Annotated in this window: 26 protein-coding genes; 13 read left to right on the plus strand and 13 right to left on the minus strand. The window is 64.5% G+C overall.

Going from position 1 to position 22,838, the window contains the following annotated elements; genetic code table 11:
- Nucleotides 1-5: 5 nt before the first annotated feature.
- Together M9955_01820 and M9955_01825 are read left to right on the plus strand one after the other, a co-directional pair.
- Entirely contained in the window at nt 6-1,394 is a 1,389-nt protein-coding gene (locus M9955_01820) for a glutamine synthetase family protein (GenBank protein ID MCO5080376.1), read from the plus strand.
- Between the two features lie 91 nt (nt 1,395-1,485).
- Nucleotides 1,486-2,205, plus strand: coding sequence for a Crp/Fnr family transcriptional regulator (locus tag M9955_01825; protein ID MCO5080377.1), 720 nt, complete (start codon nt 1,486-1,488; stop codon nt 2,203-2,205).
- Between the two features lie 7 nt (nt 2,206-2,212).
- Here M9955_01825 and M9955_01830 read toward each other — a convergent pair whose 3' ends face one another.
- The 3 genes from M9955_01830 to M9955_01840 form a co-directional block, all read right to left on the minus strand.
- A complete protein-coding gene (locus M9955_01830; GenBank protein MCO5080378.1) occupies nt 2,213-2,455 on the minus strand; it encodes a hypothetical protein in 243 nt (80 codons plus the stop codon).
- 325 nt (nt 2,456-2,780) lie between these two features.
- Nucleotides 2,781-3,338 carry an HNH endonuclease gene (locus tag M9955_01835; protein MCO5080379.1) on the minus strand — a complete coding sequence of 186 codons (558 nt, stop codon included), beginning with the start codon at nt 3,336-3,338 and terminating at the stop codon, nt 2,781-2,783.
- Nucleotides 3,339-3,441: 103 nt separating this feature from the next.
- Nucleotides 3,442-4,110 (minus strand): DNA-3-methyladenine glycosylase, encoded by a 669-nt coding sequence (locus M9955_01840; GenBank protein MCO5080380.1) that lies wholly within the window; start codon nt 4,108-4,110, stop codon nt 3,442-3,444.
- Nucleotides 4,111-4,185: 75 nt separating this feature from the next.
- Between M9955_01840 and gluQRS the strand changes: the two genes are divergently transcribed.
- Nucleotides 4,186-5,082 carry a tRNA glutamyl-Q(34) synthetase GluQRS gene (gene gluQRS, locus M9955_01845; protein ID MCO5080381.1) on the plus strand — a complete coding sequence of 299 codons (897 nt, stop codon included), beginning with the start codon at nt 4,186-4,188 and terminating at the stop codon, nt 5,080-5,082.
- An 18-nt stretch (nt 5,083-5,100) separates the two neighbouring features.
- On the opposite strand, the gene M9955_01850 is transcribed toward gluQRS, so the two are convergent.
- Together M9955_01850 and M9955_01855 are read right to left on the minus strand one after the other, a co-directional pair.
- Complete coding sequence (locus tag M9955_01850; GenBank protein MCO5080382.1) at nt 5,101-5,487, minus strand: hypothetical protein; 387 nt, start codon at nt 5,485-5,487, stop codon at nt 5,101-5,103.
- 127 nt (nt 5,488-5,614) lie between these two features.
- Entirely contained in the window at nt 5,615-5,902 is a 288-nt protein-coding gene (locus tag M9955_01855; protein ID MCO5080383.1) for a hypothetical protein, read from the minus strand.
- A 167-nt stretch (nt 5,903-6,069) separates the two neighbouring features.
- On the opposite strand from M9955_01855, the gene M9955_01860 reads away from it, so the two are divergent.
- The gene (locus tag M9955_01860; protein ID MCO5080384.1) at nt 6,070-6,960 is read left to right on the plus strand and encodes a DMT family transporter; all 891 of its coding nucleotides are present in this window, start codon (nt 6,070-6,072) and stop codon (nt 6,958-6,960) included.
- Here M9955_01860 and M9955_01865 read toward each other — a convergent pair.
- Nucleotides 6,927-7,778 (minus strand): YihY/virulence factor BrkB family protein, encoded by an 852-nt coding sequence (locus M9955_01865; protein MCO5080385.1) that lies wholly within the window; start codon nt 7,776-7,778, stop codon nt 6,927-6,929. The two genes, M9955_01860 and M9955_01865, sit on opposite strands and share 34 nt — an antisense overlap.
- Nucleotides 7,779-7,886: 108 nt before the next feature.
- Between M9955_01865 and M9955_01870 the strand changes: the two genes are divergently transcribed.
- The 8 genes from M9955_01870 to M9955_01905 all read left to right on the plus strand — a co-directional run bounded on the left by M9955_01870 (nt 7,887) and on the right by M9955_01905 (nt 13,502).
- Nucleotides 7,887-8,711, plus strand: a complete 825-nt coding sequence (locus M9955_01870) for an SDR family oxidoreductase (GenBank protein MCO5080386.1) — start codon at nt 7,887-7,889, stop codon at nt 8,709-8,711.
- Nucleotides 8,712-8,735: 24 nt separating this feature from the next.
- Entirely contained in the window at nt 8,736-8,927 is a 192-nt protein-coding gene (locus tag M9955_01875; GenBank protein ID MCO5080387.1) for a twin transmembrane helix small protein, read from the plus strand.
- 11 nt (nt 8,928-8,938) lie between these two features.
- On the plus strand, nt 8,939-9,514 hold the full coding sequence (locus tag M9955_01880; protein MCO5080388.1) for a cob(I)yrinic acid a,c-diamide adenosyltransferase: 576 nt from the start codon (nt 8,939-8,941) through the stop codon (nt 9,512-9,514).
- A gap of 33 nt (nt 9,515-9,547) precedes the next feature.
- Nucleotides 9,548-10,318: a rhomboid family intramembrane serine protease gene (locus M9955_01885; protein ID MCO5080389.1), complete on the plus strand. Its 771-nt coding sequence runs from the start codon at nt 9,548-9,550 to the stop codon at nt 10,316-10,318.
- Nucleotides 10,319-10,363: 45 nt separating this feature from the next.
- A complete protein-coding gene (locus M9955_01890) occupies nt 10,364-11,251 on the plus strand; it encodes a DMT family transporter (protein MCO5080390.1) in 888 nt (295 codons plus the stop codon).
- 98 nt (nt 11,252-11,349) lie between these two features.
- A complete protein-coding gene (locus M9955_01895) occupies nt 11,350-11,664 on the plus strand; it encodes a hypothetical protein (GenBank protein ID MCO5080391.1) in 315 nt (104 codons plus the stop codon).
- A gap of 53 nt (nt 11,665-11,717) precedes the next feature.
- Complete coding sequence (locus M9955_01900) at nt 11,718-12,467, plus strand: electron transfer flavoprotein subunit beta/FixA family protein (protein MCO5080392.1); 750 nt, start codon at nt 11,718-11,720, stop codon at nt 12,465-12,467.
- Between the two features lie 105 nt (nt 12,468-12,572).
- The gene (locus M9955_01905; protein MCO5080393.1) at nt 12,573-13,502 is read left to right on the plus strand and encodes an electron transfer flavoprotein subunit alpha/FixB family protein; all 930 of its coding nucleotides are present in this window, start codon (nt 12,573-12,575) and stop codon (nt 13,500-13,502) included.
- A 61-nt stretch (nt 13,503-13,563) separates the two neighbouring features.
- Here the strand turns inward: M9955_01905 and M9955_01910 are convergent, their stop codons facing one another.
- Complete coding sequence (locus tag M9955_01910) at nt 13,564-15,192, minus strand: MFS transporter (protein MCO5080394.1); 1,629 nt, start codon at nt 15,190-15,192, stop codon at nt 13,564-13,566.
- Nucleotides 15,193-15,471: 279 nt separating this feature from the next.
- On the opposite strand from M9955_01910, the gene M9955_01915 reads away from it, so the two are divergent.
- A complete protein-coding gene (locus M9955_01915; GenBank protein MCO5080395.1) occupies nt 15,472-16,347 on the plus strand; it encodes a 3-hydroxybutyryl-CoA dehydrogenase in 876 nt (291 codons plus the stop codon).
- 58 nt (nt 16,348-16,405) lie between these two features.
- Here the strand turns inward: M9955_01915 and M9955_01920 are convergent, their stop codons facing one another.
- The 6 genes from M9955_01920 to M9955_01945 all read right to left on the minus strand — a co-directional run bounded on the left by M9955_01920 (nt 16,406) and on the right by M9955_01945 (nt 22,818).
- Nucleotides 16,406-17,512 (minus strand): pyridoxal phosphate-dependent aminotransferase, encoded by a 1,107-nt coding sequence (locus M9955_01920; GenBank protein ID MCO5080396.1) that lies wholly within the window; start codon nt 17,510-17,512, stop codon nt 16,406-16,408.
- Between the two features lie 84 nt (nt 17,513-17,596).
- Nucleotides 17,597-18,622: a sn-glycerol-3-phosphate import ATP-binding protein UgpC gene (locus M9955_01925; protein MCO5080397.1), complete on the minus strand. Its 1,026-nt coding sequence runs from the start codon at nt 18,620-18,622 to the stop codon at nt 17,597-17,599.
- A gap of 4 nt (nt 18,623-18,626) precedes the next feature.
- The gene (gene ugpE, locus M9955_01930) at nt 18,627-19,475 is read right to left on the minus strand and encodes a sn-glycerol-3-phosphate ABC transporter permease UgpE (GenBank protein MCO5080398.1); all 849 of its coding nucleotides are present in this window, start codon (nt 19,473-19,475) and stop codon (nt 18,627-18,629) included.
- A gap of 179 nt (nt 19,476-19,654) precedes the next feature.
- Nucleotides 19,655-20,539, minus strand: coding sequence for a sn-glycerol-3-phosphate ABC transporter permease UgpA (gene ugpA / locus M9955_01935; GenBank protein MCO5080399.1), 885 nt, complete (start codon nt 20,537-20,539; stop codon nt 19,655-19,657).
- A 55-nt stretch (nt 20,540-20,594) separates the two neighbouring features.
- Complete coding sequence (gene ugpB / locus M9955_01940) at nt 20,595-21,893, minus strand: sn-glycerol-3-phosphate ABC transporter substrate-binding protein UgpB (GenBank protein MCO5080400.1); 1,299 nt, start codon at nt 21,891-21,893, stop codon at nt 20,595-20,597.
- Between the two features lie 250 nt (nt 21,894-22,143).
- Complete coding sequence (locus tag M9955_01945) at nt 22,144-22,818, minus strand: TlpA family protein disulfide reductase (protein MCO5080401.1); 675 nt, start codon at nt 22,816-22,818, stop codon at nt 22,144-22,146.
- Between the last annotated feature and the right edge of the window lie 20 nt (nt 22,819-22,838).

A 22,838-nucleotide genomic window follows, 5' to 3' on the forward strand; every position in this document is an offset into this window, starting at 1 on the left:
ACATCATGACATCGCCATCGGACTCGACGCCCGCCGAAGCCAAAGCCTTTCTCGACTCCCATCCCGAGATCGAAGCTTTCGACATCGTGCTGACCGACACCAACGGCGTCGGGCGCGGCAAGATCGTGCGCAGGCATGAGCTGAAAGGCCTCTACGAGAACGGCCGGCACATGCCGATCTCCATCCTCGGCCTCGACATCACCGGCGAGGACGTCCACGAAACGGGCCTCATCTGGGATTCCGGCGACGGCGATCTGCGCGCATGGCCCCTGCCCGGCACGCTAGTGCCGCTCCACGGCACGATCCCGCCGCGCGGGCAGGTGTTGATGGGCATGTACCATCTCGACGGCAGGCCGATGACGTCGGACCCGCGCCATGCGCTGGCGCGGCAGGTCGAGGCTTTTGCCGGAAAGGGCCTGCATCCGGCCGGCGCCTTCGAGCTGGAGTTCTTCCTCCTCGCCAACGAGCGCGACGCGGAAGGCCGCGTGCAGCCGGCGCGCGCCGTGCTCGACGGCCGCGTCTCGGGCAAGACGGAGGTCTATTCGGTCGATCACCTGCATGGCATGGAGCCGCTGTTCTCCGACATCTATGCAGCGGCGGAGGCGCAGGGAATCCCGGCCGAGACGGTGATCTCCGAATACGCGCCCGGCCAGTACGAGCTGACGCTCAACTACCGCAAGGATATTTTGCGCGCGGCCGACGATCTCGTCATGCTGAAGCGGCTGGTCAGAATGCAGGCGCGACGGCATGGCGTCACCGCCTGCTTCATGGCCAAGCCCATCGAGAAATATGCCGGCTCCGGCATGCATCTGCATGTCTCGCTGCTTGACGACGAGGGCAGGAACGTCTTCACGGAGCCGCAGGAAGGCAAATGGGAACCCACGATGCTCCATGCTCTCGGCGGGCTCGCCGCGACCATGGCGGAATCGATGCTGGTCTTCGCGCCGCACGCCAATTCCTGGAGGCGCTTCGTCTCGCAGTCCTATGCGCCGGTCGCGCCGACATGGGGCGTCAACAACCGCTCGGTGGCGCTTCGGGTGCCCGCAGGCGACGCGAAAAACCGCCGCATCGAGCATCGCCCGTCGGGCGTTGACGCCAATCCCTATCTGGTTGCCACGTCGGTGCTCGCCGGCATCGCAAGGGGCATGGACGAGAAGCTCGATCCGGGGCCGGAGACCACCGGCAACGGCTATGAGGCGGCGGATGCGCAGCGCGGCGCGATGCCGGCCGACTGGCGCGACGCGATAGAGGCGGCGAAGGCGTCCGGATTCCTGAAAAACGCGCTCGGCGCCGACCTGCACAGGACGTTCTGCGCCATCAAGGAAAGCGAGTATCTGCGGGTCGCGCGCACGGTGAGCGAACTGGACTATCATCTTTATCTGCACGAGGTTTAGGATCAGGACCTGTTGACGACCGCGCGGAATCGCTCCCGGCGGCGTGGAACTCTTCGACGGCATCGCTGTTGCTGTAGCGAACGGAGGCGGGATGCAGAATCCATTGCTGTTGCAGTTGCGCTTGCGCGACGCCATCTCCGACGAGGAAGCCGCGCTCCTGGCCGCCTCGTTCAGCGGCGAACGCACTTACGCCGCCGATCAGGACATCGTCGCGCAGGATGCGCGGCCGGGCACCAGCCAGATGCTGCTCGACGGGCTGGCGGGGCGCTACAAGGTGCTCGCCGACGGTTCGCGCCAGATCACCGCCGTGCATGTGCCCGGCGATTTCATGGACCTGCACGGCTTCCTGCTGAAGAAGATGGCGCACGGCGTCGTTGCGCTGACGCCCTGCCGGCTTGCGATCGTGGAGCACGCGACCCTGAAGCGCCTGACCGAGACCGCGCCGCATCTGACGCGCATGCTCTGGCTCGATACGCTGATCGACGGCTCGATCCATCGCGAGTGGATCGTCGCCATGGGGCGGCGCGGCGCCGAAGCGCGCATGGCGCACTTCCTGTGTGAGCTCTATGTGCGGCTGAGGATCGTCGGCCGGGCCGACGAACTGTCGTTCCGCCTGCCGCTGACACAGTCCGAAATCGCCGACGTGCTCGGCATGTCCGTGGTGCATGCCAACCGCACGATCCAGAGGCTGCGCCGCGACGGCGCGGTGAAATGGGAGGGCGATCTGGTCAGGATAGAAGACTGGGACAAGCTGACGGAGCTGGCGGAGTTCGACGACACTTATCTCTGCCTCGAAAAAGAGCCTCGCTGAGAGGCGCTTACTCCCCGTCAAGCCAGCGCGATTCGAAGATGAGCGACGCCTCGAAGATCGCGGAACCGGTATCGTCCCGGACCTTCACCGTGAAAACGTGGTTGTCGCCGTTCGGCAACCGCTCCCGCGCGATCTCCGGCAACGAGTTGATGGCGTTTTCCCTGAGTTCGGCGCGCGTTTCGCAGACTATTCCATGATCGTCGCTGTGCAGCTGTCCAGCGTCGTAGGTATCGAAGAAGTATCGGGGCATGGCGTCGTCCTTCGGCGTCGCAGTTGAACGCCGAAGATGCCGCTGCGTTCCGCGAGCCAGAGCCTTTCATGGTTGGCCGGAAACGGTTCTGTTTGTCCGATGGCGGGACGATCTGCGCGAAGGCCGGTGCAGGTCGTACCGGGGGTACGGCCAAATCCGGCCGACAAAGCGGGCGCCCGCCAGCGGCAAACCCTTCGGGCCGGGTGCATTTGGCCCATTTCTTTCGGCTCGGCCGTGGCGCCACCACGCCCTTCGCCGAAACCCTCGACCCTGGGACCAAATGCTCTCCGGCAGAACGGTTCCGGGTAGCCATGAAAGGCTCTGGTTACGGCTCCAGTTCCACGTCCCAGTAGAGATAGTCCATCCAGCTTTCGTGGAGGTAGTTCGGCGGGAAGAGTCGGCCGTTGTTGTGCAGATCCTGCACGGTGGGCTGGTATGGCTTCTGCAACGGCCACATCTTCGCCTGGGCCGGCAGCAGTCCCCCCTTGCGGAGATTGCAGGGCGAACAGGCGGCCACCACATTGTCCCAGGTCGTGGCGCCGCCGCAGCGGCGCGGAATGACGTGGTCGAACGTCAAATCCTCATGCGTGCCGCAATACTGGCACTGGAAGCGGTCGCGCAGGAAGACGTTGAAGCGCGTGAAGGCCGGATGGCGCGACGGCTTGACATAGCTCTTGAGGCAGACCACCGACGGCAGCCGCATCTGGAAGGACGGCGAGGACACCGACTGCTCGTATTCGGCGACGATGTTCACCCGGTCGAGGAACACGGCCTTGATCGCATCCTGCCAGGACCAGAGCGACAGCGGATAGTAGCTGAGCGGCCGGTAGTCGGCGTTCAGCACCAGTGCCGGCAGAGCCTCTGGCGATACATGAACCGTCACTTCAATCGCCCTCCTGAGGCGTCGAACCTTTCGGCGCGGATAGTGTAATCAGGAGATTGCAGGATTGTGAAGCTGTGTGATCACCTCAGCAGCCCTGAAAAATTCAGGATTCGCGTTGATTTTCAGGCAGTCCCGACGGTGGTGTGGCATCCTTGCCGCGCATTTTGCGGTAATAGGCCCAGAACAGGCGCGAAGCGACGCCCCGCCAAGGCGACCATGATTCGGCCAGCGCGGCGAGCGCCTTGTCGCCGGGACGCGGGTCGATGCCCAGCGCGTGGCCGACGGCGCTTTGCAGCGCCACGTCCTTTGCCGGGAAAATATCCGGATGGCCGGCTGCGAAAAGCAGGTAGACTTCTGCTGTCCAGGGACCGATCCCCGACACTGCCGTGAGCGCCCGCATGGCTATCTCGCCGTCCAGGCCGGCGAGCGCGACGAGGTCGAGGCCCTCCTCCACCGCTTGCGCCAGCGCCAGCACCGTCCGTTGCTTGGGACGCGACAGGCCGGCCTCCCGGAACACGTCTTCGGGCGCATCGAGCACGGCGCGCGGCGTCAGCGGATCGAGGAGGCGGATGAAACGTCCGAGGATGGCGTCGGCGCTGGCGCGCGACACCTGCTGCGAGACGATGATGGCGACGAGGCTGGCAAAACCGGGCTCGGAGAGGCGCAAGGGAACGGTCCCTGCCCGCTCGATCACGGCGGAGAGCCGGGGATCAAGACGTATCAGGGCTTCGAGGCCTTGAGAAATATCATCCAGCGTCAAAATTCTACGCATCCTACGCCTTGTTCGCGCCCACGGCCGGAAGTAGCAATCGCAAAACGTTGAGGAGCATCCATTTCCCGCCATATGGTGACACGACCCGTCTTCCGCTTCGCGCCAAGTCCCAACGGCGCCCTCCACCTCGGCCACGCCCTTTCCGCGCTGCTGAATGCCGAGATGGCGCGGGCGACTGACGGGCGCTTCCTGCTGCGTATCGAGGACATCGATGTGGCGCGCTGCACGCCGGAATTCGAGGCCGCCATCCATGACGATCTGCGCTGGCTGGGGCTTGCCTGGGAGGAGCCGGTGCGCCGGCAGTCCGAACACTTCACCGAATACGACGCGGTGCTGCAGAAGCTCATCAGGGCGGGGCTGGTCTATCCCGGCTTCATGAGTCGCGGCGACATCCGCGCCCATATTTCGGAAGCCGGCGATCACGGAAAAAGCTGGCCGCGCGATCCCGACGGCGTGCCCCACTATCCACCGGTCGACCGGAACCTGTCTCAGCGGGAGCGCCGGAAACGCATGGACAGCGGCGCGCCCTTCGCCTGGCGGCTCGACGTAAACGCCGCGCTCGCCCGGATCGGCCAGCCGCTGACCTGGACAGAATATGCCGACGAGGAACTGACCCGTTCAAGCCTGGTGGAGGCGCGTCCGCAGGACTGGGGCGACATCGTCATCGCGCGCAAGGACGTGCCCACCAGCTACCATCTCGCCGTGGTGCTCGACGACGCCGACCAGCGGATCACCCATGTCGTGCGCGGCCGCGACCTCTATCATGCCACCGCCATTCAGCGGCTCTTGCAGGAACTGCTCGGACTGACCGAACCGGTCTATTTCCATCACCGGCTGGTGCTGGGCGAGGACGGGCGAAAGCTCTCCAAGAGCGCGAAGGACACCGGCCTGCGGGAATTGCGCGAAAACGGCAGGACGCCCGACGACATACGCCGTCTCGTCGGCCTCGAACCCCTGCACGCCGACGCCTGAACGCCGAAAGCGGCAGCGTCAGGCGGGGCCGTTGCCGTCGACCTTGGTCTGCCAGCCGCCTTCCTCGATGCGGTAGTAGTCCGAGCCGATCTGGGCATACCTGTCGCAGCGCCTGCCGCCGTCCTCGAAGGTGATGCAGACCGCATCGCCGGAGATCGCATAGGTGCCTGCGTCACGCACCTCGTAGTCGCGATAGCCGTAGCGACCGTCGGCGTAGAAGGTCGAGACCGCGCCGTAATGGTTGTAGCGCAGCGCCCTGCCGACGATGAAGCCGCGCAGAGCTTCGCCGGAGAGGGTCGGAACCGAAGGCTTCGCCGGCGCCTTCTCCTCGGCGGTAAGCGTGGGCGTTGCGGACTGGCATCCCGCCAGAAGCATGGCGACAAGGGCGGCCACGGCGCGCTTCATGCAGCTCTTCCTCGCGGACTGAACGGATTCGGCGGGAACGCCGTAGACCACGTCCCCGGGTCGCTTTCAATCCGGGAATCCGGCATTCAGGCGACGGTGGATGCGCCTTCCACCGGAATTCGACGCTTCATACTTTGTAGAGTCGCAGCGGCCGCTCGCCGGTCCTGGCGATCACGCCCTTGGCTTCCAGATCGAGCTGGACGGTTTTGGCCCACCAGCCTGTCCTGACGGGGTCCGGAAACAGATCGGGCGACACAGCCCCGAGCAGCCGGGTATGGATTTCCGCGATCGTCAGGCCCGGACGACGCTCCGGCACCACGGAGAGATACGCCTCGCGCATCGCCTCGTACATCATCGCGTCGACCCGCCGGAGCGAGCCGGGATGGTTGATGTTCTCGACGCTGATCCTCGTCACACGAACCTCCTGCTTCCACGGAATCGCTACCGAGGACGTCTGACCGGCGCTCCCGCCGACACCGGAAGGCGGAATTGTCGTCAAGCCCGGCTCAATCATTGCTTCAACGCTTTTGCGTTGCCTCGCCGAAGCCGGGGGACTATCCACGCCGCGACTCTGGAGCCCCGATGCCCGACATCAAGCGATCAATCCCGGCGGCCTTCGTCGTCCTTTGGGCGACGGGCTTCATCGGCGCGCGCTACGCCATGCCGTGGTCGGAGCCGTTCACCTTTCTCGCGGCGCGTTTCCTGCTGGCCGCCGCCATCCTGCTTGCGCTGGCGCTCGCGCTGCATGCCCGGGCGGCGTCCCGGCGGCAGGCATTCCACTCGCTGATCGCCGGCGCGCTGATGCATGGCGGCTATCTCGGCGCGCTTTTCTGGGCGATCCGGCATGGTATGCCGGCGGGCATCTCGGCGGTGGTGATCGGGCTGCAGCCGCTGCTCACCGCGCTCATGGCGGGTCCCGTGCTGGGCGAGAAGATCCTGCCCAGACACTGGCTGGGGCTGCTGATCGGCTTCGTCGGGGTGTTCGTCGTGCTGTCGCCGAGACTCGGCGTCGGCGCCAGCGGCGTCACCATGCCGACGCTCGCCGCCATGGGCATTTCCGTGACCGCCATGAGCGCCGGCACGATCTGGCAGAAGCGCCACGCCACCTCCGCCAACGTCTTCACCGGCACATTCTGGCAATATGTCGGCGGCGCCATGCCCATGGTGATCGGCTCGGCGCTTTTCGAGACTCGGACAGTCGTCTGGAACGGCGAACTGATCTTCGCCATGGCCTGGCTGGTGCTTGTGCTCTCGATCGGCGCGATCTTCCTGCTGATGATCCTCATCCGCGAAGGCGAAATGGCCAAGGTCGCCTCGCTTTTCTATCTGGTTCCCGCGGTGACGGCCGTGATCGCCTGGTTCCTCTTCGGAGAGGAACTGACGCCGGTGCAGATCGGCGGCATGGCGATCGCGACGGTCGGCGTCTGGCTGGCGACGGCTCAGGCCCCGACCTTGGCCCGAGCGTCGAGATAGCGGCGAATGGAGGCGTTCAGCTCGCCGCCCAGGATGAAGATCACGGAGACGATATAGAGGAAGACCACGGCGATCATGATCGACGCGAGGCCGGCATAGGTGGTCACGTAGGACGAGAAATTGTCGAGGTATGTGGCGAAGAGCGTCGATCCGATAAGCCAGCCGACCAGGGTGAAGATGATGCCCGGGACGATGTCGAGCAGCGGCCGCCTGCCATCCGGCAGCCAGATGTGCACCGCCACCAGACCGAGCACGATGACCGTCGAGGCGATGATGAAGCGCCACAGCGTGATCGTGCCCATATAGGGCTTGATCCATTCGAAGTTCGCTTCCAGGAAGCGCGCGATCAGCGGCGCGAAGACCAGCAGGATGCTGATGACGACGAAGCCGATCGTGGCGATCAGCACGAAGCCGAGGCTCTGCGTGCGCCGATACCAGATGGAGCGCGTTTCCACGACGCGATAGGCGCGGTTGAGCGACGTGCGCAGCGCCTCGATGCCGTTGGAAGCAAAGAAGGCGGCCAGCGCCACGCCGTAGGTGAGCAGGTCGCCGCGCTGCACGGTGAGCACGGTGACGACCTCGCGCGCGATCGGCGCGGCGATCTGCTCCGGCCAGGTGTCGAAGACCAGATGCACCGCCGTCTCGGCGAAGGCCTGCGCGCCGAGGAAGCTGGCGAGCGTGGTGGCGAAGATGAGGAACGGAAATATCGCCATGAGCGCCGAAATGGCGAGATAGCTCGCCATCGCCCACCCGTCGTCGTCGTTGAAATGCCCTGCCGCATCCCAGATGATCCGTCGCAGCGCGACGATCCTGCGCATCACTTGCTTGTCCGGCCGTTTCACGCGTTGTTTCGAGGCCGCGAATATGGGAAGGGATTGCCTCCCTTGGCAAGCTTTCGCGCCAGATAAACGGAGGCGCATCGGGCATTGCGCACAATCATCGTCACCGGTGCCTCGTCGGGCATAGGCGCCTATTGCGCGCGGGCGCTCAAGCGCGACGGCTGGCGCGTCTTCGCCACAGCGCGCAGGCCCGGGGACATAGCGGCGCTGGAGGCCGAAGGGCTGGAGGCCTTCTATCTCGATTACGCCGAACCGGAATCGATCGCCGCGCTCGTCGACGCCGTGCTGGCGCGCACGGACGGCACGCTGGACGCCCTCTACAACAATGGCGCCTATGCGCAGGCCGGCGCGGTTGAGGACCTTCCCGTCGCCGCGCTTCGGGCGCAGTTCGAAGCGAATTTCTTCGGCTGGCACGACCTCACGCAACGCGTCGTTCCGGTGATGCGCCGGCAGGGGCACGGCCGGATCGTCCATTGCTCCTCAATCCTCGGCCTGACGCCGATCCGCTTCCGCGGTGCCTATGCGGCCTCGAAGCACGCGATCGAGGGCCTGATGCTCTGCCAGCGCCTAGAACTCGCGGGTTCGGGCGTCAGCGTGTCGCTGATCGAGCCCGGCCCGGTCGTTTCGAGGATCGCATCGAACGGCCTGCCGTTCTTCGAGGCAAATATCGACTACGAGAACTCCGTCCACCGCGAGGCCTATCGGGCACAACTGGCGCGGCTGCGACAAGGCGGCTCCAGATCGCGGTTGAAGCTGGGACCGGATGCGGTTTATGCGGTATTGCGTCACGCACTGGAGCATCCGCACCCCAAGCCGCACTATATCGTAACCCTGCCGGCCAAGGTCGGCGTCTTCCTGAAGCGCATCCTGCCGTCAACCTTGCTCTATCGCATCCTCGGCAAGCAGGACTGAGTTTCGCAAAACGGACAGGTGCAGATGTCTACGGTCTTCAACATTATCGCCATCGTCTTCATGGTGGCCGTCGTCGCGGTGCTGATCAGGGGCCTCGTCAATCTGCTCAGGGGCGGCTCCGGCAACACATCGAACAAGCTGATGCAAGCGCGCGTGGTGCTCCAGTTCATCGCGCTGTGCTTCATCCTGCTGGCGGTCTATTTCACCCGGGGCTGAGGCGCGCGCTGATGGTCAAGCTGAACAAGATTTATACCCGCACCGGCGACAAGGGCACCACCGGTCTCGGCACGGGCGAACGCCGGTCGAAGGCTGATCTGCGCATCGAGGCGTTCGGCACCGTCGACGAAGCCAATTCCTGCATCGGCATGGCGCGCATCCACACCGGCGCGTCGCATCCGGAGATCGACGCGATGCTCGCCCGCATCCAGAACGAGATGTTCGATCTCGGCGCCGACCTCTGCGTGCCCGACGACGGCAAGCCGCCGGAATACGAGCCGCTGCGCATAATCGCCTCGCAGGTGAAACAGCTCGAGGCCGACATAGACCGCCTGAACAAGGCGTTGCAGCCGCTGAAATCCTTCATCCTTCCCGGCGGCTCGCCGGCTGCCGCCGCGCTCCATCTCGCCCGCACCACCGCGCGGCGGGCCGAGCGTCTGATGGTGGCGCTGGCCGAAAAGGAAAAGGTCGGACCCGAGGCGCTGAAATACATCAACCGCCTGTCGGACTTCCTGTTCGTGGCGGCCCGGGCGGTCAATGACAACGGAAACGCCGACGTGTTATGGGTGCCGGGCAAGAGCCGGTAGGATGGAGAACACGGCCCGGGCGGCGAGGGATCGATGTTCATTCCGTTGCATGACGCGAACAGCCTGAAACGGATCAGGTTCCAGTATGTGACCTGCGGCCTGATCGTCGCCAACATCGTCATCTTCGCGCTGACGGCGCTGAACGGCGAGGAGACCGAGATCGCTGCGGTGCTGGGTCTGGGCTACATCCCGTCGGTGGTCTTCGACACGGTGGAGTTGCCGCCGCAGTTCGTCATCCTTCCCGAGGACCTCACCTATGTCACCTATGCCTTCCTGCATGGCGACATCTGGCACCTCGGCGGCAACATGCTGTTCCTGTGGGTGTTCGGCGACAATGTCGAGGACGCGCTAGGCCATTTCCGCTTCGTCGTCTTCTATCTGCTTTGCGCCGTCGCCGGCGCGCTGTTCCACGGCCTCGTCGCGCCGGCTTCGCAGGTGCCGCTGATCGGCGCATCGGGCGCCATCGCCGGCGTGGTCTCGGCCTATCTGATCCTGCACCCGAAGGTGAAGATCTGGGTTCTGGCCTTCGGCCGTATCCCGCTTCGCGTTCCTGCCTATATCGCGCTGGCGCTGTGGATACTGTTCCAGGTTTTCATGTTCCTGGCCGCCGGCGACGCGCAGATTTCCTGGGCGTGCCATCTCGGAGGCATCGGCGCCGGCGCCATCCTTGTCCTGCTCCTCAAGCGGCGCGACGTCCCGGTGCTCGACCGCGAGATCGTCTCGCCGCGCGCCGTCGTCGTCGAACAGCCGAGTGCCGTGCGGCCCGATGCGGCGCAGCCCGTCACCCGCTGGGGACGGCAGTAGCGAATCCCGTCCCTTTCCTCAGCAACACGCCCGAGCAGCCCCGCAATGTCCCTGCAGAACCATCCTTTCCGCGGTCCCTTCTTCATGCTGATCGCGACGGGAGCGTATATCATAAACGATACGTTCATGAAGCTCGCGACGGAAAGCCTGCCGCCCTATCAGGTTCTCATGCTGCGCGGCGTTGCCGGGCTGATCTGGGGGCTGCCGCTTCTCTACGCGCTGGGCTACGGCGGGCGGCTGAGGCAAATGTTCGACGGCCGGGTCCTGGCCCGCAACCTCAGCGAGACCCTCTCCGTCCTGTGCTATGTGGTGGCGCTTGCGAACATGCCCATCGCGGATGTCATAGCGCTGATCCAGATTACGCCTCTGCTCGTGCTGCTCGGCGCTTCCCTGATGTTGCGGGAGCGGATTGCCCGCGTCACCGTCGTGCTGATCGCCGTCGGTTTCCTCGGCGCGTTGATGGTCGCGCAACCGACGGGTGCCGGCGTTTCCGTCTACGCCGTTCTGGCGATCGGGACAGCAGTGCTGGGGGCCGGCCGGGATCTTCTCGGCAGGCAGGTCTCTCCTGCCATCCCGGGCATGATCGTCTCCATCTCGACCATTCTCGTCGTGCTTGCGGGTGCCGGTCTGGCCCATCTGGCGTTCGAGGAATGGGTTCCGCTGGACTTCTACGCGACTCTGCTTCTGCTGGGGGCCGGCCTCTTCCTGATCTTCGGCCATTTCTTCCTGTTCATGGCCTACCGTATCGGACCGACCAGCGCGGTCGCGCCGTTCTATTATTCCTTCACGATATGGGCGGTGCTGTCCGGCCTGCTCGTCTTCGGCCATATGCCGAATGCGCTTGCCGTTGCGGGCATCGCGCTGGTGATCGCAAGCGGCCTTGCCATCGCCTTTCTGGACGAGCGCCGCAAGCGTCTCATGCCTGCGGAGTAACGCGGGTTGCGTTCCGGGATTATTGCGTTTCCGCCTGGTTCATCTCGCTCGTCGCGACGATGGGATTCTGTGGCCCGAGCTGAAAACCCTTCGGAGCCATGATTGCGATCACGATGCTCGCTGCGATTGCTGCGATCACGGCTGTCGTTTGCAGAATATCCTTCATCATACGGCTCTCGGCTTTGCTGACGGATCAAACGCCGGACGCCCGATTCCGTTCCTGGCGGGAAAAGCAGCAGCTCAAGAGCAAAAATTCAAACGGTTTGAGCCAATTCGGCGTATTGACGCTGGCAACGGCGCTCACTAGACGAATGCCCAGCCATCGCCGGTTCCCAAGGCCGGCAAGCCGCTCGAAGGTCTTTTCCGGCATGAACGATGTCGGCTTCCGACAAACTGAAGAAGCCGGCATCTGATATGGGCGCTCCCCAAAAGGACGTCCGAGATCCCATCGAAGAGGTGCAATCGCATGAAAATCCTTGTCCCGGTGAAGCGGGTTGTTGACTACAACGTTAAGATCCGTGTGAAGGGCGACGGGTCTGGTGTCGAGCTGGCGAATGTGAAGATGTCGATGAACCCGTTCGACGAGATCGCGGTTGAGGAGGCGATCCGTCTGAAGGAAGCGGGCAAGGCGGATGAGATCGTGGTTGTGTCGGTCGGTCCTGCGCAGGCGGCCGAGACGCTGCGCACCGCGCTTGCGATGGGCGCGGACCGGGCGATCCTGGTGAAGGTTGACGGCGAGGTCGAGCCGCTGGGCGTTGCCAAGGTGCTGAAGGGCGTGGCGGAAGCCGAGCAGCCGGGTCTGGTGATCCTGGGCAAGCAGGCGATCGACGACGACGCCAACCAGACCGGCCAGATGGTTGCGGCGCTGCTCGGCTGGGGCCAGGCGACGTTTGCCTCGAAGGTCGAGATCGACGGCGGCAAGGCGAAGGTGACGCGCGAGGTCGATGGCGGCCTGCAGACGGTGGAGCTGAAGCTGCCGGCGATCGTGACGACGGACCTGCGGCTGAACCAGCCGCGCTATGCGTCGCTGCCGAACATCATGAAGGCGAAGAAGAAGCCGCTCGACGAGAAGGCGCCGGCCGATTTCGGCGCGGATGTGTCGCCGCGTCTAAAGGTTCTGAAGACGGAGGAGCCGGGCGGCCGCAAGGCGGGCGTCAAGGTGGGCTCGGTCGCCGAACTGGTCGACAAGCTGAAGAACGAGGCAGGAGTGCTGTGATCGGTGAACGGTGAGCCGTGAACGGAAGGCTCGACGCCCTCTGTTCACGGTTCACCGTTCGCTGCTCGCCCTCTGATGACTGTTTATCGAAGGAACGTATGCACTATGGCAATTCTGCTTATCGCCGAACATGACAATGTCTCGCTGTCGGACCAGACGGCCAAGGCGCTGACGGCAGCAACGAAGATCGGCTCCGACGTCGACGTTCTGGTGGCCGGCAAGGGCGCCAAGGCGGCGGCCGACGCGGCTGCGAAGCTGACCGGGGTGCGCAAGGTCCTGCTGGCCGAGTCCGACGCTCTCGCCGAGCGGCTGGCCGAGCCTCTGGCGGCGACGGTCGTCTCGCTCGCCGGCAACTATGATGCCATCGTGGCGGCGGCGACCGCCGCCGGCAAGAACGTCATGCCGCGCGTGGCCGCCCTGCTCGACGTGATGCAGGTGTCGGAGATCATCGAGGTGGTGTCGCCCGACACGTTCAAGCGTCCGATCTATGCCGGCAACGCCATCCAGACGGTGCAGTCGGGCGACAAGGTGAAGGTCATCACGGTGCGCACGGCCTCCTTCCAGTCGGCGGCCGAGGGCGGCTCGGCTTCGGTGGAGACGGTTTCGGCCGCGAGCGATCCGGCGCTGTCCTCCTTCGTGGAGAATCGCCTGTCGGAGAACGACCGTCCGGAACTGACCTCGGCCAGGATCATCATCTCGGGCGGCCGGGCGCTGGGTTCGTCCGAGAAGTTCCAGGAGGTCATTCTGCCCGTCGCCGACAAGCTGGGTGCGGCCGTCGGCGCCTCCCGCGCTGCGGTCGACGCCGGCTATGCGCCGAACGACTGGCAGGTCGGCCAGACCGGCAAGGTGGTGGCGCCGCAGCTCTACATCGCCGTCGGCATCTCCGGAGCCATCCAGCATCTGGCCGGCATGAAGGATAGCAAGGTCATCGTCGCCATCAACAAGGACGAGGAAGCCCCCATCTTCCAGGTCGCAGACTACGGCATCGTCGGTGACCTCTTCACAATCCTGCCAGAACTCGAAAAGGCGCTGTGAGCCTCTCGATTCCAAAAACGATACCGAAAGGGAGGCTCCGGCCTCCCTTTTTCGTTGAAGCCTATGGAACTTCCGGATTGCCCTTCAGCGGCATGTCGTCCTGCAACGGCACGGTCTGGCGCTCGATCATGCGATGAACGCGCGGGCGTTCCGGTCCGCGATGCAGCTTCATCAGCCGTTCGGTGACGTCGGCATCGGCCTTGGTCCGGCGCTGGTTGTGCCGCACATATTCGACCCAGGTCGCGACGTGGTAGCTTTCCGTCCAGATCTCCGGGTTTTCCAGATCGCGCAGCAGCACCCATTGCCGCGCCCCGTCCCGGATGCGGATGCGGCGGCGGTCGGCCATGGCGGCGAGAAACGCCGGCACATCCTCCTGCGCGATCCGGAAATCCACCATGATCATGATCGGGCCGCTCCGGGCCTTGAGATCGAGCATCAGCTGCGGCTCGCTGAACTGGTCGAGAGGCGCCAGATTGAGCGAGCTGAATTCCGGCAACCGATAGCGCAGGCCCACCAGCGCGGTGACGACGAGCAGCGCACCCGCCGCCATCAGCGCGCCGGGCGTCCCCTGCGCCTCCGCGACCTCGCCCCACAGCCAGCTGCCGGCCGCCATGCCGCCGAAAGTGGCGGTCTGGTAGAGCGAAAGCGCCCGCCCCACCACCCAGCGCGGCGTGGACAGCTGGACGGTGACGTTGAACAGCGAGAGCGCCAGCACCCAGCAGGCGCCGGCCGGCAGAAGCAGCAATCCGCTCAGCCATGCCCTGCTGCTCATCGCCAGCAGGATGCAGCTCACCGCGAAGCCGGCGCTGGCGACCCGGACGATGGTCTCGTTGCTCATCAGCTCGCGCACGCGCGCATTGAGGAAGCCGCCGATGATCGCACCCAGTCCGAAGCAGCCGAGCAGCACGCCGTAGCTCAGCGCCCCGCCCTTCAGCAGGTTGCTGGCGACGAGCGGCAGCAGCGCGAGGATGGCGATTGCCGCGCAGCCGAAAAGCATGGCGCGGAAAAGCACGGTGATCAGGTTGGGGGACATGGAAATGTAGCGAAGCCCCGCCCATACCGCGCTGCCGAACTGCTCGCGTGGCAGCTTGTTCTGGGTCGGCTCGGGCTTCCACCAGACGAGCGCGGCGATAAGCGGAATGTAGCTCGCAGCGTTGATGGCGAAGGCTGTCGCCGCACCGGCCACGGCGACGATGAAGCCGCCGAGCGCAGGCCCGATGCTGCGCATGAGGTTGAAGCCCATACTGTTCAGCGTGACCGCGCCGGGCAGGTCGTCGCGCGGCACAAGATCGCCCACGGACGCCTGCCATGACGGATTGTTGAGCGCCGTGCCGCAGCCGATCGCAAAGGTGAAGCCGAGCAGCAGCCAGGGCGTTAACCAATCCTGAAAGGCGAACAGCACCAGAAGGCAGGAGGCGATCATCATCAGCCCCTGCGCCGCGAGCATCACGCGGCGACGGTCGAAATTGTCTGCCAGCGCACCGGATGCGAGCGAAAAGAGCATGATCGGCAAGGTCGTGGCGCCCTGCACCAGCGCCACCATGCCTTCGGACTGGGCGATCATGGTCATCATCCAGCCGGCGCCGACGCCCTGTATGAGCCCGCCGAGATTCGACGCTTGCGTCGCGGTCCACAGAATGCGGAAGGTCCGATGCTGGAATGGAGCGAGGGTCGACGCTCTTTGCGGCACGATAAGGTCTTCCTCAGGCGCGGCGATGGCCGTGTCGGCATCGTTCAGGACTGAGATAGCGCCACGGGCCTGCGATGCCTATCCCCAACCGCGCGCGATGCGATCGGATGTCGTCAAGGAACATAAGATGGCCCGTCGTGCAGGTGGCGCAAAATGACGTTTGACTTTTACGCAAGGCGCACAAAAAGTGGCCAGATCGGGGTAGACGAAGTTCCTGGGCTCTTTTAGGTTGCGCTGCACAATAATGCGGGCGCAGCCGCCCCGACGGGATACGACCAGATGAAGATCGAGACGGTGGGCATCATCGGCGCCGGCCAGATGGGCGGCGGTATCGCGCATGTGACGGCATTGGCCGGCTACAATGTGCTGCTTTTCGACATCGCGCCCGCCAATATCGAAAAGGGCATCGCGACGATCAGCGGCAACATGGCCCGTCAGGTTGCCTCCGGAAAGCTGGACGACGCGGTTCGCCAGGCCGCGCTCGCCCGCATCAGCGGCGCGAACGAAATGGCCGGCCTCGCCGAGGCCGATCTCGTCATCGAGGCGGCGACCGAAGACGAAACCGTCAAGCGCAAGATCTACGCGCAGCTCTGCCCGCAGTTGAATCCGGAAGCCATTCTCGCCACCAACACCTCGTCGATCTCGATCACGCGGCTCGCCGCGCAGACCGACCGGCCGGAGCGCTTCATCGGCATCCACTTCATGAATCCGGTTCCGGTGATGAAGCTGGTCGAGCTGGTGCGCGGCATCGCCACCGAGGACATGACCTTCGAGACGGCCAAGGGCTTCGTTAAGAGCCTCGACAAGACGATCACCGTCGCCGAGGATTTCCCCGCCTTCATCGTCAACCGCATCCTGCTTCCCATGATCAACGAGGCGATCTACACGCTCTACGAGGGCGTCGGCTCGGTGGAGGCCATCGACACGGCGATGAAGCTCGGCGCCAACCATCCGATGGGGCCATTGCAGCTCGCCGACTTCATCGGCCTCGACACCTGCCTGTCGATCATGCAGGTGCTGCATGACGGCCTGTCGGATTCGAAGTACCGCCCCTGCCCGCTGCTGGTGAAATATGTCGAGGCCGGCTGGCTCGGCCGCAAGACCGGCCGCGGCTTCTACGACTACCGCGGCGAGCATCCCGTCCCGACGCGCTAGAACCCGAAAGTGGCGCCGGTTTCGGCGCTGCGACACGCGATAAGGATCGCAGCGCGCTTCAAAGCGCGCGCAGCGTCTTCTCGAAGATAGCCAGCGCATCGGAAAAGCCCTCCGCCTGCGCGCCGAAGCCGACACGCATGTGGTCCGGCATCTCGAAACAGTCACCCGGCGCGACAAGCACGCCTGCCGCAGCGAGCCTTTCGCAGAACGGACGGCTGTTACGGCCGTCACGGAACCACGGAAAGCACACCGTGCCGCCCTCCGGCCTGACCCAGCCGAGCACGTCGGAAACGCGCTCCATCGTCCGGGCGAGAGCCTCGAGATTGGCGGTCGCGACATCCGAAAGGCGATCGAGCACCGCGCCGCTGTTGATGAGCGCATGCGCCGCGAGCTTTTCCAGCAGGGGCGAACTGCTGATGGTGAAATAACCGCGGGCGTCGACGATCTTCTTCCGGCGTTCCGGGTCGTGTTCGATCAGCCAGCCGATGCGGAGGCCGGCCAGCGACATCGCCTTCGACATGTCGCCCATGACATTGACGTTCGCGATCGACGCGGCCGTCTTCTGCGGCGCACCGAAATAGAGCGGATGGTAGACCTCGTCGACGATCAGCGGAATGCCGCGTTCCGCCAGACCGCCCGCGATTGCCTCGATCTCTTCCCGCGGCGCGACTGAGCCGGACGGATTGTGCGGCGTGTTCACGAGAGCGATCGCCGTCTGCGGATTGGCCGCGGCGACGACGGCATCAGGCGAAGCACGGAAGCCGCGTTCCCGCGAAAGCGTGTAACGGCGCGTGCCCATGCCCCACGCCCTGGCCATCGCCGGAAACGCCCCGAAAGCGGGACGCGGCAGCAGCACGTTGCCAAGCGGCTTTGCGGCCAGACAGAAAAGGATCGAGACCGCTTCCGATGCGCCGGTGGTGACGACGACCCAATCCGGATCGACGCCGAGGAACGCGCCAAGCGCCGCGCGCAATTCGGCCGACCCTTCTGGCGGGGCATAGCCTATCTTCAGGTCGTCCAGCGAAAGGACCTCGTCGCCGATCGCCAGAAGCTCCTTTAGCGCCCATTTCGGACCGGTGCTGGACGCCAGATTGTAGCGGATCGGCGGCGTCGCGAACTCGTATCTCGCCAGCCAGTGGTCGAGCAGGAAGGGCGGCAGGTCCATATCCGCGGCTCCGGTCTATCTGTCGGCTTCAGGAGATCGGCAAGGCCAATCCGCGTCGAGAGCCAGAGGGTTTCGCACGCTGGCTCAGCCGAGCCGCTTGCCGGCCTTGTCGAACCAGTGCAGCTTTTCGGGCGAGGCAGCGATCGTCAGGCGATCGCCGACGCTGACGCCCGAACGTCCCGCCACCCGCACGACCAGCTTCTGGCCATCCGCGGAGCAATAGAGAAAGCTCTCAGCTCCGACGGGTTCGACGGCTTCGACCGCTGCCGTCAGCGTCAGGACGCCCTCGCCCGCCGGCGCTCCAATGACGACGTCCTCCGGCCGGAAGCCCAGCGTCGCCGCTCCGTCCGGCGCTGCCGGCTGGCCCCCGCCACCGGCAGGCAGCATGTTCATAGGCGGCGCGCCGATGAAACTGGCGACAAAGGTCGAGGCCGGCTTCTCGTAGATGTCCAGCGGCGCGCCGGCCTGCTCGACCACGCCGGCATTCATCACCACCAGCGTGTCGGCCAGCGTCATCGCCTCGAGCTGGTCGTGGGTCACATAGACCGACGTGACGCCGAGCGAACGCTGCAGGTTCTTGATCTCCACGCGCATCTGGCCGCGCAGCTTGGCGTCGAGGTTGGACAGCGGCTCGTCGAAGAGGAACACCTTCGGCTTGCGCACGATGGCGCGGCCCATGGCGACGCGCTGGCGCTGCCCGCCGGACAGTTCGCGCGGCCGGCGTTCCAAGAGGTGCGACAACTCCAGCGTCCCGGCCGCCTCGCGCACGCGCCGGTCGATCTCATCCTTCGGCGTGCCGCGGTTGCGCAGCCCGTAGGCCATGTTGTCGTAGACCTTCATATGCGGATAGAGCGCATAGTTCTGGAACACCATGGCGATGTCGCGCTCGGCCGGGCCGATCTCGTTCACAACCTTGCCGTCGATGGAGACCGTGCCGCCGGTGATCGTCTCCAGCCCCGCGATCATGCGCAGCAGCGTCGACTTCCCGCAGCCCGACGGCCCCACCAGCACGCAGAGCGCGCCATCGGGAATGGCGATGGAGACGCCCTTCACAGCCTCGACATTGCCGGCATAGACTTTTCGGACGTCCTTCAGGTCGACTGTCGCCACGCAGTCACTTCTCCGTTTCGATCAGGCCGCGCACGAACCAGCGCTGCATGAAGACCACGACAAGGATTGGCGGCACGATGGCCAGCATCGCCGTGACCATGACGAGATGCCATTGCGTGTCGGCATCGGCGAAGGACACCATCTTCTTCAGGCCGATGACGATTGTGTTCATGTCGTTGCGGTTGGTCATCAAGAGCGGCCAGAGATATTGCGTCCAGCCGTAGATGAAGAGAATGACGAACAACGCCGCTATGTTGGCGCGCGACAGCGGCAGCAGGATATCCTTGAAGAAACGCCACGGGCCGGCGCCGTCTATGCGCGCCGCCTCGACCAGCTCGCCGGGGATGGTGAGGAAGAACTGACGGAAGAGCAGCGTCGCGGTGGCCGACGCCATCAGCGGAAGCGTAAGGCCCGTATAGGTGTCGATCAGGCCGAGATCGACCATCACCTTGTAGGTCGGCATGATGCGGACCTCGACCGGCAGCATCAGCGTAATGAAGATCAGCCAGAAGAAGGTCATCCTGAGCGGGAAGCGGAAGAAGACGATCGCATAGGCGGACAGGATCGAGATGACGATCTTGCCGATGGCGATCGCCAGCGCCATGACGGTCGTGTTGAAGAGCAGCGTCCAGACATTGACGCCGCCGATGCGGCCGATGCCGCCGAACAGCGCCTCGTAGTAGTTGGTGAAGAATTCCGGCCCCGGCAGCAGCGGCAGCGGCGGCCGCAGAATCGTCTGCAGCGTGTGGGTCGAGGCGACGAAGGTGTAATAGATCGGGAACGCCACGATCAGCATGCCGAGGATCAGCACGATGTGGGCGATCACGCCGCGTGTGCGCGAGAGGCCGATCATGAAAGCGCACCCCTCCCTTCTCCCCTTGTGGGAGAAGGTGGATCGGCGCGTAGCGCCGAGACGGATGAGGTGTGTTGGACGGAGTGCCGACGTCTCATTTCTTCCAGCACCCCTCATCCGCCTTCGCTTCGCTCAGGCACCTTCTCCCACAAGGGGAGAAGGAAGAGGCTGCAAAGCCCTCACCCATAATGCACCTTCTTCTCCACGTAGCGGAATTGAATGGCGGTGAGGGCGATGACGATCACCATGAGGATGACCGACTGCGCGGCCGAATCGCCGAGGAGCTGGTTCAGCGCGCCGTCGCTATAGACCTTGTAGACCAGCGTCTCCGTCGCCTTGCCCGGCCCGCCGCCGGTGACGGCATGAATGATGCCGAACGTGTCGAAGAAGGCGTAGGTCGTGTTGATGACCAGCAGGAAGAAGGTGGTGGGCGCCAGCAGCGGGAAGACGATCGTCCAGAAGCGCTTGGTCTCTCCAGCCCCGTCGATCGCGGCGGCCTCGATCAGCGTCTTCGGGATCGCCTGCAAGCCGGCGACGAAGAACAGGAAATTGTAACTGATCTGCTTCCACGCAGCGGCGGCCACGACGAGGATCATGGCCTGGTTGCCGTTGAGCAGCGGGTCCCATGGGATGCCCAGCCAACGAAGGCCGATGGCGAGGCTGCCGATGGAAGGATTGAACAGGAACAGCCAGAGCATGCCGGCGATCGCCGGCGCCACCGCGTAAGGCCAGATCAGCAGCGTGCGGTAAAAGCCTTTGGCACGGATGACGCGGTCGGCCATCACGGCCAAGAGCAGCGCCAGCGCCATTGCCACGAAAGCCGTGGATACCGAGAAGATGACGGTCACCTTGACCGAATTGAGGTAGTTGGGGTCCGACAGCACCTTCTCGAAATTGTCGAACCAGACGAAGCGCGATCTCAGCCCGAACGGATCTTCCTTCAGCATTGACTGGCGCAGCGCCTGGCTGGCCGGCCAGTAGAAGAACACCAGCGTGATGGCGAGTTGCGGCGCCAGCAGGAGGTAGGGCAGGAGCTTGTTGGGAAAGACGACGCGTGGCGACAAGCAGTTGTCCTATCGTCAGATGGGGTGGGGCCGGCCAAGGGCCGGCCCCTTCCGGTCAATTACCCATCGCTTCCTTGATCGCGGCATTGCCGCGCGAGACGATGTTGTCCATCGCCTGCTGGGCCGTCTGGTCGCCGGCCAGCATCTTCTCGTATTCCTCGTTCATGATGTCCCGGACCTGCGGCAGGTTGGCGAGGCGCACGCCCTTGGAGTTCTCCGTCGGCGCCTTGCCCATCATCTGCTTGATCGGGATCTCGCGGGCCGGCTCCTTCTCGTAGAAGCCGTCCGCCTTGGTCTTCTCATAGGCCGCCAGCGTCACCGGCAGGTAGCCGGACACCTGATGCAGGCGGGCCTGGATATCGGTCTGCGACAGGAAGTTGAAGAAAGCCGCGACGCCCTTGTATTCCTCATCCGATTTGCCGCCGAACACCCAGAGCGACGCGCCGCCGGGAATCGTGTTCTGCGGCTCGGTGTCATAGGGCAGCATACCCGTGCCGTAGTTCATGCCCGACTTCACGATGTCGCCGAGGCCGCCGGACGATTCGGTGAAGAAGCCGCATTCGCCGGCGAGGAAGACCTGCTTGGCTTCCGAGGTACGGCCGCCATATTTGAAGGTGCCGTCCTTGGCGAGGTCGGCGAGCGCCTGGAAATGCTTCACGAAGGGCTCGGAATTGACCTTCAGCTCGACGTCGAGCGCGGCGATGCCGTTCTCGTTGGTGCCCCACTGGTAGTTGTTCCAGGCGGCGAAGTTCTCGGTGTGAATCCAGGTCAGCCAGGTCGAGGTGAAGCCGCAGGGCGCGGCGCCGCTCGATTTGATCTTCTTCGCCGCATCCCAGATTTCGTTCCAGGTCTTGGGCGGATTTTCCGTGTCGAGGCCGGCCTTCTGCAGGATGTCCTTGTTGAAATAGAGGATCGGCGAGGACGAATTGTAGGGGAACGACAGCATGGTGCCGTCCGGCTTGGAATAATAGGCGACGATGCCGGGCAGGTACTGGCTCTTGTCAAACGGCTGGCCGCCCATGGAGAGCACTTCGGCAACGGGCTTCATGGCGCCCTCGGCCGCCATCATCGTGCCGGTGCCGGCATCGAAGACCTGCATGATGTGCGGCGCCTGTCCGGCGCGGAAAGCGGCGATGCCGGCATTCAGCGTTTCCGGATAGGTTCCCTTGAACACCGGAACGATCTTGTAGTCGCTCTGGCTCTCGTTGAATTCCTTCGAAAGCTGCTCGACGACCTCGTTGTTCGCGCCGGTCATCGCGTGCCACCAGGAAATCTCGGTGACGGCGAAGGCGGAACTTGTGGAAAGCAGCGTGGCAAAAGCGGCGAAGCCGGCCGCGAAACCGGAAATTCTCATTGGTTCGCTCCCTGTTCGTTGGCGAAGAAAGGACGGCGAACCCGCGGGCGGCGCGTTCTCCTCCTAACCGCTCCATCGATTATTGTCACAATGCGACAGCTGCACAATCCTTTTGTTACGGTTTCATGACGGCGCGTGTGCGACGCGGGTGGCTTTCGTTTGGACAAAGGACGTGCAAAGCCTTGCGGAAATCATGCAAGGTAGGCATTCGGCCGCATCATGCGCGGCGAAGATTAGCCGGCTTCGAGGCTCACTTCACCGCGGCGAGCAGCGCTTTGGCGTCGGCGCCGGACCAGTGCGCCGGTCCGTTGAGGCTGGCAAGCAGGCAGCCTTCCTTGTCGATCAGCAGCGTGACCGGAAGGCCGAGCGCCAGGCCACGGGTCTTCAGATCGTCGAAGAGGTCGAGCGTGTTGTCGCGATAATAGGCCAGCGACTGCACGCCGATCTCGGCAAGGAACTTCTTCGGCTTGGAGTCGTCGCCCGTATCGACATTGACGGCGATGACCTCGAAGTCGGCGCCGCCCATTTCCTTCTGCAGCGCGTCCAGAGCCGGCATCTCGGCGCGGCACGGCGCGCACCAAGTCGCCCACAGATTGAGCAGGATCGTCTTGCCGGCGCGGTCCGCGAGCGTCATCGGCGCATCGTCCGGGCCGTTGAACGCCAGCCTCTTCATCGACTGCGGCGGATCGGCCGGCAGCATCGCGGCCACGTCGCCCTTCGCCGCGGCAGCGATCGCCCTGGCTTCGTCCGCCTTGTCGGCGCAATTGTTGTCACCGGCATCGACGACGGCCTCGCCCGCAGAATCGCTCGGGTTGCCAGACAGCGGCCCGGTGACATATACCGCGACCGCCCCGGCGAGGAGCCCCGCTATCGCGGCTGCCGCGAGCAGTCTTGGAGCGGGCAGGATTTTCCTCGGTTCGGCCATTCTTTTTGTTCTCCAGCCTT

Source organism: Rhizobiaceae bacterium (assembly GCA_023953845.1).
In the GTDB taxonomy this organism is placed as follows: Bacteria; Pseudomonadota; Alphaproteobacteria; order Rhizobiales; family Rhizobiaceae; genus Arvimicrobium.